This window comes from Nocardia sp. NPDC004573, from assembly GCF_053602135.1.
Genome location: NZ_JBSGDA010000003.1, coordinates 1 through 13,723, shown reverse-complemented (window position 1 = coordinate 13,723; position 13,723 = coordinate 1). Strand labels below are relative to the sequence as shown.

General features: G+C 69.9%; 7 protein-coding genes. 4 read left to right on the top strand and 3 right to left on the bottom strand.

The features are described 5' to 3' along the window. Positions 1-51 precede the first annotated feature (51 nt). Complete coding sequence (locus ACWEKR_RS05440) at positions 52-1,224, top strand: GDSL-type esterase/lipase family protein (protein WP_452353454.1); 1,173 nt, start codon at positions 52-54, stop codon at positions 1,222-1,224. Here the strand turns inward: ACWEKR_RS05440 and ACWEKR_RS05435 are convergent. Next, positions 1,199-1,810 (bottom strand): TetR/AcrR family transcriptional regulator C-terminal domain-containing protein, encoded by a 612-nt coding sequence (locus tag ACWEKR_RS05435; protein ID WP_452353453.1) that lies wholly within the window; start codon positions 1,808-1,810, stop codon positions 1,199-1,201. The genes ACWEKR_RS05440 and ACWEKR_RS05435 overlap by 26 nt on opposite strands. Positions 1,811-1,882: 72 nt before the next feature. Here ACWEKR_RS05435 and ACWEKR_RS05430 point away from each other — a divergent pair, with 72 nt between their 5' ends. Genes ACWEKR_RS05430 through ACWEKR_RS05420 form a run of 3 tightly spaced genes read left to right on the top strand, consistent with a single transcriptional unit; the run spans position 1,883 to position 3,530 of the window. Continuing rightward, entirely contained in the window at positions 1,883-2,440 is a 558-nt protein-coding gene (locus tag ACWEKR_RS05430; RefSeq protein WP_452353452.1) for a peroxiredoxin-like family protein, read from the top strand. Beyond that, the gene (locus tag ACWEKR_RS05425; RefSeq protein ID WP_452353451.1) at positions 2,437-2,919 is read left to right on the top strand and encodes an anthrone oxygenase family protein; all 483 of its coding nucleotides are present in this window, start codon (positions 2,437-2,439) and stop codon (positions 2,917-2,919) included. Before ACWEKR_RS05430 ends, ACWEKR_RS05425 begins: the two co-directional genes overlap by 4 nt. After that, positions 2,916-3,530: an ATPase gene (locus ACWEKR_RS05420; protein WP_452353450.1), complete on the top strand. Its 615-nt coding sequence runs from the start codon at positions 2,916-2,918 to the stop codon at positions 3,528-3,530. Before ACWEKR_RS05425 ends, ACWEKR_RS05420 begins: the two co-directional genes overlap by 4 nt. 108 nt (positions 3,531-3,638) lie before the next feature. Here ACWEKR_RS05420 and ACWEKR_RS05415 read toward each other — a convergent pair whose 3' ends face one another. Then, positions 3,639-5,255, bottom strand: a complete 1,617-nt coding sequence (locus tag ACWEKR_RS05415) for an MFS transporter (RefSeq protein ID WP_452353449.1) — start codon at positions 5,253-5,255, stop codon at positions 3,639-3,641. 188 nt (positions 5,256-5,443) lie between these two features. Continuing rightward, the coding region (locus tag ACWEKR_RS05410; RefSeq protein WP_452353448.1) for an amino acid adenylation domain-containing protein at positions 5,444-13,723 on the bottom strand (8,280 nt) is incomplete at its 5' end.

The following is a 13,723-nucleotide window of genomic DNA, read 5'->3' as shown; positions in this document are numbered from 1 at the left end:
AGTAGAAATATGCATACGCATTATTCCTCGTGGCAAGTAATGGAGGCCCCCATGTCGTCGACTGCCTGGATCGCCGGATTCCGCACCGCCGTGATCCGTCCGGACGAGCAGATCAAGTTCGCCGAGTCGCGCGCCTTCCGCGACCAGACAGTGCGCCAGGTCCTGCACCTGGCGGGCGGCGGTTCGCACGTGCGGATCGGGCTGACCAACCGCTATGGGACGGCGCCGTTGACGGTCGGCGCGGCACGGGTCGCCTTACGCAAGACGGGCAGCGAGATCGTCGCCGAGACCGACACCGCACTCCGGTTCGGCGGCGCCGAGCAGGTCGTCGTCCCGGCAGGCGGCGAAGTGTTCAGCGACCCGGTGGAACTGGCCGTCTCCGCGGGAACGGATCTGGCGTTGAGCCTCTACCTCCCCGGACCCACCGAGGTGGCGACCTTCTCGCACCAGCCCGCCGAAACGGCGTACATCGCGGACGGCGACGTCGTCTCCGAGGCCGCGCTCGGCACCGTCGAGGAGGTTCCCGTCCGGTTCTACGTGGCCGGCGTCGACGTGCTCGCGCCCGCGGGAACCCCGGTGGCCGTGGCGTTCGGCGATTCCTGGTTCGAAGGCGTCGGCACCACGCTCGGCGCCAACCGGCGGTCGGTGGACGTCCTCAACGCGCGACTGGACCGCGGCTGGGTGGTCAACCAGGGCATCGCGGGCAACCGGCTGCTGACCGACCAGGTGGGCGAGTCCGGCCTGGCGCGCTTCGACCGCGACGTGCTGGAGGTTCCCGGTGTGACCAGCGTGCTGATCAACTTCGGCATCAACGATCTGAGCCTGGGGGGCATGCTGGAGCAGCCACCGGCGACCGCCGACGAACTGATCGCGGGCTTCACGACCCTGGCGCGGCGAGCCCACGCGGCGGGGCTCACCGTCCACGCCGCCACCATCGGCCCCTACGCCGGCGTCATCTACGAAGGCCTGCACGTCGAGGTGGCGCAGCCCGCCCGTCGGCGGGTGAACGAGTGGCTGCGCGGCACCGATGTCTTCGACTCGGTATTCGACGTGGCGCGGGCGGTGGAGGACCCACAGCGTCCCGGCTTCATCCGTCCCGAGTTCGACAGTGGCGACGGCATGCACCTCAACGACGCCGGGGCTCGGGCGATGGCCGAAACCGTCGACGTGGCAGCGCTTTCGGCGGACGACCGCGCCGCTAGGGCCGGAGCCCGCGCAGCATGATCTCGACGCCACCGCGGAATTCGTCGTCGGCCGACATGGTCTTGGCCTGCCCTGCGGTCTGCGCCAGATGCGGATACTGCTCCGCGGGCAGGTCGGCAAGCACGATCGTCCCCTGCCCGCGCAGCGGGGCGTAGTGCTTGTTCTGCAAGTAGCCGATCAGGAAGGCGACCAATGTGCGCTGGGCTATGACGCGGGCACGGCCGGTGAAACCACCCTCGGTGAGCACCGCGAGCATCGTTTCCATGACGCGCAGCGATTCGACCGACGACTGCCGACGCCGCAGCACGATCGGCACGGCAGCCGGATGGGCCGAGAACCCGTCCCGGATATTCGCCATCAGCGCGGTCGCCCGCTCCCGCCAGTCGCTTCCCTCCGGCAACGACGTGTCGATCGATGCGAACACCTGATCCGCCACCAGGACCTCCAGTTCGTCGCGGTCGCGGACGTAGCGGTACAGGGCCATGGTGGCCATGCCCAGTTCCTTGGCCACCGCACGCATGGTCAGGGCGGACAACCCTTCGCGATCGAGCACGGCGAGGGCCGCCGCGGCGAGATCGGCGGTGGTCAGCGAGCGGGGGCGGGGCACGGATTGACAGCGTACGCGTTACGCGCATACTGGTCGTAGGTGTACAAGGTACACCTACGAAAGGAGCCCCCGATGTCGCTGCCGACCGCTGTCTCGGACCGGACGCTGATCACCGTCTCCGGTGCGCGGATCCCGGTGCCGGACCCGGATCGCCTGATCCATCTGCAATTCCGGCGGTTCGCCGGATGCCCGGTGTGCAACCTGCACCTGCGCTCGATCGTCACGCGTCACGCGGAGATCACCGCCGCGGGCATCCGCGAAGTCGTCGTGTTCCATTCCAGCGCGGCGGAATTGCGCAAGTACACCGCCGAACTGCCGCTGGACGTGATCGCAGATCCGGAGCGGAAGCTCTACCGCGAATTCGGCGTCGAGACCTCGCCCCGAGCGTTGCTCGACCCGCGCGGCTGGCCCGCCATCCTGCGCGGCGTGGCCCACGATGCCTACGCGGCGCTGCGCCGCAAGCAGGCCGCACCGCCGACCGCGCCCGCGGGCGGCAGTCTCGGATTGCCCGCCGATTTCCTGATCTCCCCCGACGGACGCCTGCTCGCCGCGAAATACGGCACGCATGTCTACGATCAGTGGTCGGTCGACGAACTCCTCGCGCTCGTTCCGGCGGAGCGGCACGTATGAGAATTGCCGAAAGCCCCGTCGCGGCGCGGGCATTCGCGCTGGTTCCCGGTGGCTTGCTCGCCGGAGCGTTCGGCTATGGGGCAGTCAACGTGCTCTACGCGTTCCGCAGAGTCCCGTTGGACGTGCGCTTCACCTTCCACACCGCACTGATGAGCGTGAACGGTGTGGTCATGCAATCCCTGATGGGCCTGACCATCCTCGGCACACTGGCGCCGGCCATCCGCTCCACCGGCCGATTGCGCCTGCTCGCCGCTACCGCGAGCGCGCTCGCGGTAGCGGCCTTCCTCATCACCCGCCTCGGCAACGTCCCGATCAACCAGCAGATCAAGGTATGGGCGATCAGCGGCCCCCCGGCCGACTACGCCGAAATCCTCAGCCGCTGGGAGGTATTCCACTTCACGCGCACCGCGTGCGCGCTGGTGTCCTTCCTCCTCGTCGTGGCGACGACGCTGCTCCCCGCGAAAGAAGCCCGCCCATGATGACAGTGGAACTGTTCGTTTCCGACCGCACTTGGACCGCCGACCGCAAACGCGCCCTCGCCGAACGCGTCTTGCGCGACCTCACCACCGAACCGGCCGCACCGGACGCGGTGCTGGCCAAAGCCCGTGAACTGACCCATGTACTGGTGCGCGACGGCGAGGTGTGGGCGACCGGCGGCCCCGCCCTGGACGACGCGTCACGCTACCTGGCGCGCATCACGGTGCCCGGATCCTGGGCCAACAACAGCGAGTTCGGCCGCCATGTCATCCCGCTCGTCACCCATGCCATCGCCGAATGCGAGGCGGACCCCGCCCGCTTGACCCGCGGGCCGCACTGTGTGGTCCAGATCGTCGGCTTGCGCGAGAACAACCTCGGCGCCTTCGGCCGCCCCCTCACCACCACCGAGATCACCAAACTGATGACGGAGGACTTCCGCGCCTCCGGCGACCGGCCCGAAGCCCCGGAAGGCCACGCCATCGACCCCGTCTGCGGCATGACCGTCGACCTCTCGACCGCCCGCTTCACCCTCACCCACGACGGCATCGACTACGCCTTCTGCGCCCCGGCTTGCCGCAAAGTCTTCACCGAAGACCACGCCGTCCCGCACTGAGCAGGACAACCGCGAGTGGCACACGGTGGAGAGCTCTCTCGCACTCTGCCTCGACCACGTGCCATTCGCGGGTCCCGTTACGTCGGCGAAGTGGTGCGAGGCTGACGGTCAGGCCCGTTCCGTGCGCCGCGCGGGCTCGGCCGGAGTTCTCCTGCCGCGCAAATGATCCACGCCGAAGGCGAGCGCGGAGGCGAGGACCGCGACGGCGCCGATCACAGCGGCCAGGCCGATCATGGAGTTGAGCCCGTCGATCGAGGCAGAGGCCGCGATGTGCGACAGGTCCGACGCGATCGGCTGGAACTGCGCGGGCAGCCCGTCGGCCACCGAGCGCCCCGCGCCGGAGCCCGCCGCCTCCAGGAACTGCTCACGCGGTCCCGGCGGGACAGCGCCGGGTAGCGCATCGAGCCCGTCGGCCGCGGAACCGCGGGCGGCGTGGTTGAACATCGCGCCCAGCCCGGCCACCCCGACGGCGAGACCGACCTGCCGGAGGGTGCCGAAGGTCGCGCTGGCCATGCCCGCGTTCTCGTCGGAGGCGAAGGTGAGCGAGGCGGCCTGGTTGACGGCCGTGATCGCGCCGAGGCCGAGGCCGCCGATCACCAGTCCCGGCAGGAAATGCGTCCAGGAGTCGCCCGCATCGAAATCGCCGATCAGCCAGGTGCCCAGCGCGACGAAGGCCATCGTGACCGGCAGCGAGACCGCGAACGGAATCCGCTTCGCGAACACCATCGCCAGCGGCGCGCTGATCAGGGCGGCCCCGCTCACCGGCAGCAACCGCAGTCCCATCTGCAGCGGCGTGTAGCCGAGCGTGTTGATCATGAACACCGCCAGGTAGTTGCTCGCGGCCATCAGCGTCGCCATATGGCCGATCGAGACGACGGCCGTGCCGGTGAAGCCGCGTTTGCGCACCATGGACACGTCGAGCAGCGGGTGCTCGGCCTTGAACTGCCAGGCTACGAACCCGGTCAGCAGCATCGCCGCCGCGGCGCCGAGCCCTAGCACCGTGCCCGAGGTCCAGCCCAGCGCGTTGCCGCGGGTCAGCCCGAAGACACCCGTCACCAAGCCACCGGTGAGCAACAACGAGCCCGGCCAGTCGGCCTTGCGCCCAGCCATCCGCGCCGACTCGGGCATCCGGAGCAGAGCGAGCACGCCGAGGACGATGCCGATCGGGACGTTGACGGTGAAGATAGAGCGCCAGCCGAACTGGGTGACCAGCGCACCGCCGAGCACCGGCCCCGCCACGGTCGCACTCGCCATGACGGCCCCGTAGACGCCGATCGCCTTCGCACGCTTGGCCGGGTCCGGGTAGGCCACCGCGAGCAGCGGCAACGCCGTCGCGAAGATCATCGCCGCGCCGACGCTCTGCACGGCCCGCAGGATGTTCAGCTGCAGGATGGTGCCGGCCAGCGCCAATGCCAGCGACGACGCCGTGAAGACCGTCATGCCCGCCAGGAACAGCCGCTTCCGGCCGAACCGGTCGCCGAGCGTGGCGAAGCTCAGCAGCAGGCCCGCCATCGGAATGGCGTACGCGTCGATGACCCACTGCAGTCCGTCGATGGACGTGTCGAAGTCTCGGCGGATGTCGGCCAGCGCGGCGGAGACCACGGTCAGGTCGAGCATCATCATGAAGATGGCCCCGCTGACCAGGAACAGCACCAGCCGCGCGCGCAGCGGACTTGCGGAAGAGCCGTCCGGCTTGCCGCCGGACGAGGTTGCGATCGTCGACATGTCTTCCTTGTGAAGTTCGCGCACCGCCCGCGAGATGCCCTGCGAGCGAGTCCATTGCGGACGGAGAGAAACCGCGACCGAAGCCGCGTTCCCGACCCTGAGGATCACCCGTGGCGGCGCCCGGTACCAGTGCGCCACCACTACAGGCGAGCCCCCTCCCATGTCGGGAGGGGGCTCGCGTGTTCCGATCAGCTGACGATCGTGATGTCCTCGCCCGCCGCGTCGGTCGCTTCGCCCGGCGCCGCGAACCAGTGGGTGACCTCGCCCTCGGTCAGGTCGGTGTCGAGGTCGCCGGTCGGGAGGACGGACAGGGCTCCGGCGGTGGCGGACACCAGGAACTCCAGGACGGCGGGGCGGCCGGAGGTCGCGGTGGCGTACGTGGCCGACTCGTAGTCGATCTCGTATTCCTCGCGCACCCGTTCGGCCTCGTCGAGCGCCTCGGACTGGGTGATCGAGACGATCCCGTCCGCCGTGACGACGACGAACGCCGGGTGTTCCTCGCCGAGCGGGCGGACCCGATCGGCGTAGGAGACCGGATGCGCGGCGGCCGCGGCGATGTCGTGGCGCACCTGGGCGTCATCGAGCGCCACCCAGGGCAGGTGGCTGTCGGCCACCGGTTGCGAGCTGATGCCGTATGCGGCGCCGGCGGCGGTCATCTGCTCGGCGGTGAGGTCGCCCGCGAACAGGCATGCCGCTCCGGCCTTCTGCACCGCCCAGGCCGCGACCACCGCGTCCACCGAACGCGGCAGCGTCACCGCGACCACGTCGCCCGGTCCGGCGCCGCGATCGATGAGCACCCGGGCCAGCTGCGAGGAACGCCGATCCAGCAGATGGAAGGCGACCTCTTCCGCACCGGCCAGCAGCGCGGGCGCTTCCGGGTCCTCTTCGACGACCTCGGCGAGCACCTTGGCCACCGTGCGCGCCCCGACCCGGCTCACCGGCTCCGGCGTGGAAGCCGCGGCCGTGACACCGGATTCGGCCAGCAGCCGGGCACGTTCGCCTTCGTCGAGGATGTCGATGTCGCCGACCAGGCCGTCCGGATCGCCGAGCAGCGCGTCCAGCACCCGCACCAGCCGCTCGGCGAGGGTCTCGACCTCTTCGGCGGTGAACCGGCTGCCCAGGTACTTCAGGGTCAGCTCGATGGTGGCCTCCGACATGACCAGCAGCGTCATCGGGTAGTGCGTGGCGTCGTTGACGCCGACGCCGGTCACCGACATGCCGTCGATCGAGCTGGCGGCCGAGATCGCCTCCTTGTCCATCGGATAGGACTCGAACACCAGCAGCGTGTCGAACAGCGAGCCGGTGCCCGCCACCCGCTGGATGTCGGTGAGCCCCACGTAGTGGTGCTCGAGCAGACCGGCCTGATCGCCCTGCAACCGGCCCAGCAGCTCGCCGATGGACTGGCGGTCATCGATGCGCAGCCGCACCGGCAGCGTGTTGATGAACAGACCCACCATCGACTCGACGCCGGGCAGCTCGGCCGGGCGGCCGGACACCGTCGCGCCGAACACCACGTCGCCGCGCCCGGTCAGACGCCCGAGCAGGATGCCCCAGGCGGCCTGCACCAGGGTGTTCACCGTGACGCCGAGTTCGGCGGCGTGTTTGCCGATCCGGCGGGTGCGGTCGGCGTCGAGCTCGGTGACCACCTTGCCGATCTCGTAGTTCTCCGCGGCGCGCGGCTGGGGCGCGAGCTGGGTGGGTTCGTTGACGCCCTCCAGCGCCGCCGCCCAGGCGCGCAGCGAGGCGTCCCGGTCGCGCCCGGCCAGCCAGCCGAGGAAGTTGCGGTAGGAGGCCACCCGCGGCAGCGCGGTCTGATCGCCGCGCACCGCGTACAGCACCAGCAGGTCCCGCATGAGCAGCGGCATCGACCAGCCGTCCAGCAGGATGTGGTGGGTGGTGATGGCCAGATGCCATTGCGCCTCGGCACTGCGCAGCAGCGTGAACCGGATCAGCGGCGGGGTGGCCATGTCGAAGTGCGTCGCCTGATCGGCCGCGACCTGCCTGCGCAGTTCCGCGGTCCGCTCGTCGGCGGGCAGCTCGGTGAGATCCACCTCGCGCCACGGCGCATCGACCCGATCCAGCACCACCTGCACGGCCTGCCCGTCGGCGTCGGTGACGAACGCGGTGCGCAGGTTCGGGTACCGGTCGACGATGCCCTGGGCCGCCGTCCGCAGCCGCGCCACGTCCAGCGTGCCGCCCAGGTCCACCACGGCCTGCATGGTGTACACGTCCACGGTGGACTGGGTCATCATCGCGTGGAACAGCAGACCCGACTGCAGCGGCGACAGCGGCCACACCTCCGACAGCGCCGGGTAGGCCTGTTCCCACTGCTCGATGTCCCGCTGCCCCACCCGGACCAACGGCATGTCCGACGGCGTGAAACCGCCCGCGTCCGGCCGCCGCGCGTGCGTGGCCAGCGCGGTGAGCGCCTGGACCCAGAGTTCGGCGAACTCCTGCACCCGTTCCCGGGTCAGCAGGCCGGTCGGGAAGGCGAAGGACGCGCCGAGGCGCGGACCCTCGTCGGAGTCGGTGACGATCGCGTTGATGTCGATCGTCGCGTTCGCGGGCATGTCGAGGTCCATGTCGACATCCAGCTGCCCCAGGTCGGCCACCGGCACCCAGCCGATCTCGGCGAGCTGTTCGGGGATCTCCCCGGCCGACATCCGGCCCAGGTAGTTGAAGCTGATCTGCCCGGGTGAGCCCAGGCTCGGGCCCGTCTCCGGATTCAGCTGCCGCAGCAGGCCGTAGCCGAGGCCCTTGTCCGGCACCGCGAGCAACTGCTCCTTGATCGACTTCACGATCTCGCCCAGCGCGGCGCCACCGGCGAACGCGTCGGTGAGGTCGGCACCGGCCAGATCCAACCGGACCGGGTAGGCCGCGGTGAACCAGCCGACCGTGCGCGAGAGGTCCGCGCCCGGCACGACGTCCTCTTCACGACCGTGGCCTTCCAGCTTGATCAGTGCCGCGTCCGAACCGTCGCCGCGCCAGCGGGCGACCGCCATGGCCAGCGCGGAGAGCAGGCCGTCGTTCACACCGCCCCGGTACAGGCCCGGGATCGCGGTGAGCACCGCGTCGGTGACCTCGGCGGGCACGGTGACCTCGACCCGTTCCACGGTGGCGAACGTGTCCACCGCCGGATCGAACGCGCGCTCGCCGAGCAGCGGGTCCGGCGTGGCCGAAACCTGCTGCCAGAACGGCAGTTCCGCGACCCGGTCCGGCGAACTCGCCGCCTCGACCAGGCTGTGGGCCCAGCGCCGCATGGAGGTGCCGCCCGCGGGCAGCGTCACCGGCTGACCGGCGACCAGCTGCGACCAGGCCACCGCCAGGTCCGGAATCAGGATGCGCCAGGACACGCCGTCGACCACGAAGTGGTGCGCGACGATCAAAAGCACATCCCGCCGCTGGCCTTCGAACGCGAACCAGACGAACTGCGCCATCGCGGCATTCGCCGGATCGAGCCCGCCCATCGCCCCGTCGAGCGCTTCGGTGGCGACCCGGGCCAGCTCCGCCTCGTCGGTGTCGGCGGCCAGGTCGACCCGCCGCACCAGGGCGTCGACGTCCACCGCACCGTGCGGCAGCGCCTCGAACGTCCAATCCGTGCCGGTGCGGCGCAGCCGCGACCGCAGCACGTCGTGGTGGTCGAACACCGCCGCGATGGTGGCGACCAGGGTCTCCCGGTCGATGCCTTCGGGCAGCCGCAGCGCCATGGTCTGGGAGAACCGCTGATACGACGAGCCGCTCGCGAGGATCTGCCGCATGATCGGCGTCAGCGGGATCTCGCCGACACCGCCGCCCGGCAGTTCCTCCAGCCGCGCCTGCTCGGCGCCGGTGCCGAGCACCGCGATCTCGGCCAGCGAGGCCACGCTGCGCCGCTCGAATACGTCACGCGGAGTGAACAGCACGCCGCGCGCCTTGGCCCGCGAGACCAGCTGGATGGACAGGATGCTGTCGCCGCCGAGCGCGAAGAACGAGTCGTCCAAACCGATCTGCTCGACACCGAGCACCTCGGCGAACACCTCGGCGATGACGGCTTCGACCTCGCTGGCCGGCGCGCGGTACTCGCGCGGGGCCAGCTCGGGCTCGGGCAGCGCCTTGCGGTCCAGCTTGCCGACCGGGGTCAGCGGGATCTCGTCGATCACCACGATCGCCGTCGGCACCATGTGCGGCGGCAGGCTGCGCGAGGCGTATTCGGTCAGCCGCGCGGTGTCGATCTCCCGGCCCGGCGCGGCCAGCACGTAGGACACCAGGATCGTCGCGCCCGCCTCGGTCTTGCGGCCGATCGTGATCGCGTACTCGACGTCGGAGTGGCTCGCCAGCACGGTGTCGATCTCGCCGAGCTCGATGCGGAAGCCGCGGATCTTCACCTGGAAGTCCGAGCGGCCCACGTAGTCCAGCTGCCACGGCACCGACGCCAGCGCGGCGTTGCCCGCCCGCTCACCGGGTTCGGCGAACCAGCGCACCACGTCACCCGTGCGGTACATCCGCGCGCCCTCGTCGCTCCACGGGTTGGCGATGAACCGTTCCGCGGTGAGGTCTGGGCGGTTGTGGTAGCCGCGCGCCAGCGCGCCACCGGCCAGGTACAGCTCGCCCGCGACGCCCGGCGGCACCGGGTTGAGCCGGTTGTCCAGCACCAGCGCGGACATGCCGCGCACCGGACGGCCGATGGTGATGTGCCTGCCCGGAGTGAGCTGGGCGTAGGAGGAGATGATCGTCGTCTCGGTCGGGCCGTAGGCGTTGAAGTACTTCCGGCCCGGCCACCACTTGGCCAGCAGCTCCGGCGTGGTCACGTCACCGCCGACCGACGCCACCTCGAGCGCCTCCATCCCTTCCGGATCGACCGTGCCCAGCACCGCGGGGGTGATGATGGTGTGGCTCACCCGCTCGGTGCGCAGCAGCTCCGCCAGGTCCGGGCCGCCGATGATGGTCGACGGCACGACCACCAGCGTCGCGCCGGTGTAGGCGGCGCACAGCCACTCCAGCACCGACGGATCGAAGCTGGGCGAGCAGATGTGCAGGAATCGGTGGTGCGCTTCCAGCTGGTACAGATCCGCCGCCACGCCGACCAGGCCGCCCATGCCCGCGTGGGTCACGGTGACGCCCTTGGGCATACCGGTCGAGCCGGAGGTGTAGATGACGTACGCCGGGTGGCGCATCGCCAGCGCCGAGATCCGGTCGGCGTCGGTGACCTGCTCGGCGGACTGGCTTTCGACCAGTTCACCCAGCTCCGGATCGTCGATCCGCAGCCACTCCACCTCACGCGGCAGCCGGTCGACGTACTCGCTCGCGGTGATGCCGATGACCGCGCCGGAGTCGTTGACCATGTGCCGCATGCGGTCTTCGGGGTAGGTCGGGTCGACCGGCACGTGCGCGCCGCCGGCCTTGGCCACCGCCCAGAACGCGGCGACCATCTCGTAGGACCGCGGGAACGACAGCGCCACGATGCGCTCCGGGCCCACCCCGCGCGAAATGAGCACCCGCGCCAGGCGCGAGGAGTACTCGTCCAGTTCGCGGTAGGTGATCGAGCGGCCCTGGTAGCGCACCGCGATCTGCTCCGGGTCCAGCCGCGCGCCGCGCTGCAGCAGGTCCGGCAGCAGGCCGGTGGCCATGACGTCCTCGCCCGCCACGTGCGTGAGCAGGTGGTACTCGGCCGCGTCCAGCAGCGGCAGGTCACCGATGGGGGTTTCGCGGTCGGTGGTGATGGCGGTGAGCAGCCTGGTGAAGCGCTCGGCGAACACCTGCACCGTCTCGTCGTCGAACAGGTCGCGCGCGAAGGAGAACTCCGCGTACATACCCGCGTCGTCGGGGTTGTCCCCGGCCTCGCGGATGGTCAGCGACAGGTCGAACTTGGCGGTGTCGACGTCGAAATCGACCGCGCCCACATGCAGTCCGGGCAGCTCGAAGCTGCTCTCGGGCAGGTTCTCGAACGACAGCGCCACCTGGAACAGCGGGTGGCGCGCGGTGGAGCGCTCCGGGTTGAGCAGTTCCACCAGCCGCTCGAACGGCAGGTCCGCGTGCGCGAACGCCTGCAGGTCGGCGTCCTTGGTGCGGGCCAGGAACTGACCGAAAGTCAGGTCGCCGTCCACGTGCGACCGCAGCACCAGGGTGTTGACGAACATGCCGATCACATCGTCGAGTTCGGCTTCGCCGCGGCCCGCGATGGGCGTGCCGACGGCGATGTCGTCGGTGCCGGACATGCGCGCCAGGAACAGCGCCAGCGCGGCGTGCACGACCATGAACAGCGTCGCGTTCTGCTCCCTCGCGATCTCGGTGAGCCTGCCGTGCAGCTCGCCGGAGATCGGGAACACCACGCGCCCACCGGCGAACGACTGCGTCGTCGGACGCGCCCGGTCGGCGGGCAGGTTGAGCTCGTCGGGCAGCCCGGCCAGCGCGGTGCGCCAGTATTGGGCCTGCTGCGAGATCAGGCTCTCCGGGTCGTCCTCGGAGCCGAGCACGTCGCGCTGCCACAGGCTGAAGTCGGCGTACTGCACCGGCAGCGGCGCCCAGCCCGGCTCCACCCCGGCCGAACGGGCCGCGTAGGCCAGCATCACGTCACGCGTCAGCGGGCCCATCGACCAGCCGTCCGCGCTGATGTGGTGCGCGACGAACACGAGCACATACGACGTGTCGGCTGACCCGTCCGTCACCCGGAACAGCTTGGCCCGCAGCGGGACCTCGGTGGTCACGTCGAATCCGGCCGAGATCACCTCGATGATCCGGTGGCGGATGTCCTCGGGCGCGACCGCTTCCGGCCGCAAGTCGGGCAGGGCCCGTTCGACGGGCACGACGACTTGGTGCGCCGCGCCGCCCTGTTCGGGGTAGACGGTGCGCAGGGTCTCGTGCCTGGCGATGACGTCCCCGACCGCCGCTTGCAGCGCTTCGACATCCAGCTCGCCGGTGAGCCGCACGGCCACCGGGATGTTGTTCACCGCCGAGGCGGTGTCGAACTGGTTGAGGAACCACATGCGCTGCTGCGCCAGCGACAACGGAATGTGCTCCGGACGCGGCCCCGCCACCAGCTCGCGACGGCCGCCTGCTCCCGCGTGCTGCTCGACCTTCACGGCCAATCCGGCGACGGTGGAGGCCTCGAACAGCACACGCACCGGCACACGAGCATCCAGCGCAGCACCGATCCGCGCCGCGACCTGCGTCGCCAGCAGCGAGTTACCACCCAAAGCGAAGAAGTCGTCGTCGGCACCGACACGTTCGACCCCGAGTACCTCGGCGAACACCGACGCCACGATCTCCTCGATCGGAGTCGACGGAGCACGGAAGGCCTGAACCTCGAACTCGGGTTCCGGCAGCGCCTTGCGGTCGAGCTTGCCGTTGACGTTCAACGGCAACGCATCCAGGACCACGAACGCCGCGGGCACCATGTACGACGGCAACCCAGCGGTGAGTTCGGACTTCACCTGCGCCACATCGAGACCGGTCTCGGCATCACTCGGGACCAGGTAGGCCACCAAACGGTCACCGGTCTTCGGGTCCGACTTCGCGATCACCGCCGTCTGCGCGATCTGCGGCAGCGCGAGCAGCGCGGCTTCGATCTCACCGAGTTCGATACGGAAGCCACGGATCTTCACCTGGAAGTCCGTGCGACCCCGGTATTCCAGTTCACCGGTGCTGGTCCAGGCGACCAAGTCACCCGTGCGGTACATCCGCGCACCCGGCTGGAACGGGTTGGCCACGAACCGATCGGCGGTCAGATCCGCACGACCGAAGTAACCCCGCGCCAACTGCGCACCGGCGAGGTACAGCTCGCCGGAGACGCCGTCCGGCACCGGCCGCAGCCGGGAGTCCAGGACGTAGACCTGGCTGTTCCATTCCGGCGCACCGATCGACACGGAGGTCTCGTCGGCGAGAGTGACCCGGTGGCTGGTGATGGACACCGCCGCCTCGGTCGGACCGTAGAGGTTGAACAGTTCCGTGCGCGGGTGCTCCCGCAGGAACCGCTGGGCGACCGCACCCGGCAGGGCTTCACCGATGGCCAGTACCCGCCACAGCGAGTTCGGCATACCGGCGGTGAGCAAGGCGTCCAGCATCGACGGCACCACATGCAGCGTGGTGACCCACTCCCGAGCCATCAACTCGTTGAGGTACGCCGGATCCCGATGACCATCCGGCGAAGCGATCACCAGACGACCACCGCACACCGCCGCCGACCAGAACTCCCACACCGAGAGATCGAACGTCGCCGCCGTCTTCAACAGAATCGCGTCAGCGGCATCGAGACCGAACTCGACGTTCTTCCACTGCAACTGGTTCGCGATAGCCCCATGCGGAACCGCCACACCCTTCGGCCGACCCGTCGAACCAGACGTGAAAATCACATACGCCGTGTTCTCCGGCCGCAACGGCCTCACACGATCGGCATCAACCAGCGGCGTGGCGTCCACACCCGACAAATCGAGCTCATCGATCCGCACCACCGGCGCGACATCGGTCTCGAACTCCGCTTCGGCATTCGTCAG

What these genes read in the sequence shown, in the direction of transcription:
- ACWEKR_RS05440 (WP_452353454.1), top strand. Translation starts at nt 52, where the DNA reads ATGTCGTCGACTGCCTGGATCGCCGGATTCCGCACCGCCGTGATCCGT.
- ACWEKR_RS05430 (WP_452353452.1), top strand. Translation starts at nt 1,883, where the DNA reads ATGTCGCTGCCGACCGCTGTCTCGGACCGGACGCTGATCACCGTCTCC.
- ACWEKR_RS05425 (WP_452353451.1), top strand. Translation starts at nt 2,437, where the DNA reads ATGAGAATTGCCGAAAGCCCCGTCGCGGCGCGGGCATTCGCGCTGGTT.
- ACWEKR_RS05420 (WP_452353450.1), top strand. Translation starts at nt 2,916, where the DNA reads ATGATGACAGTGGAACTGTTCGTTTCCGACCGCACTTGGACCGCCGAC.
- ACWEKR_RS05415 (WP_452353449.1), bottom strand. Translation starts at nt 5,255, where the DNA reads ATGTCGACGATCGCAACCTCGTCCGGCGGCAAGCCGGACGGCTCTTCC.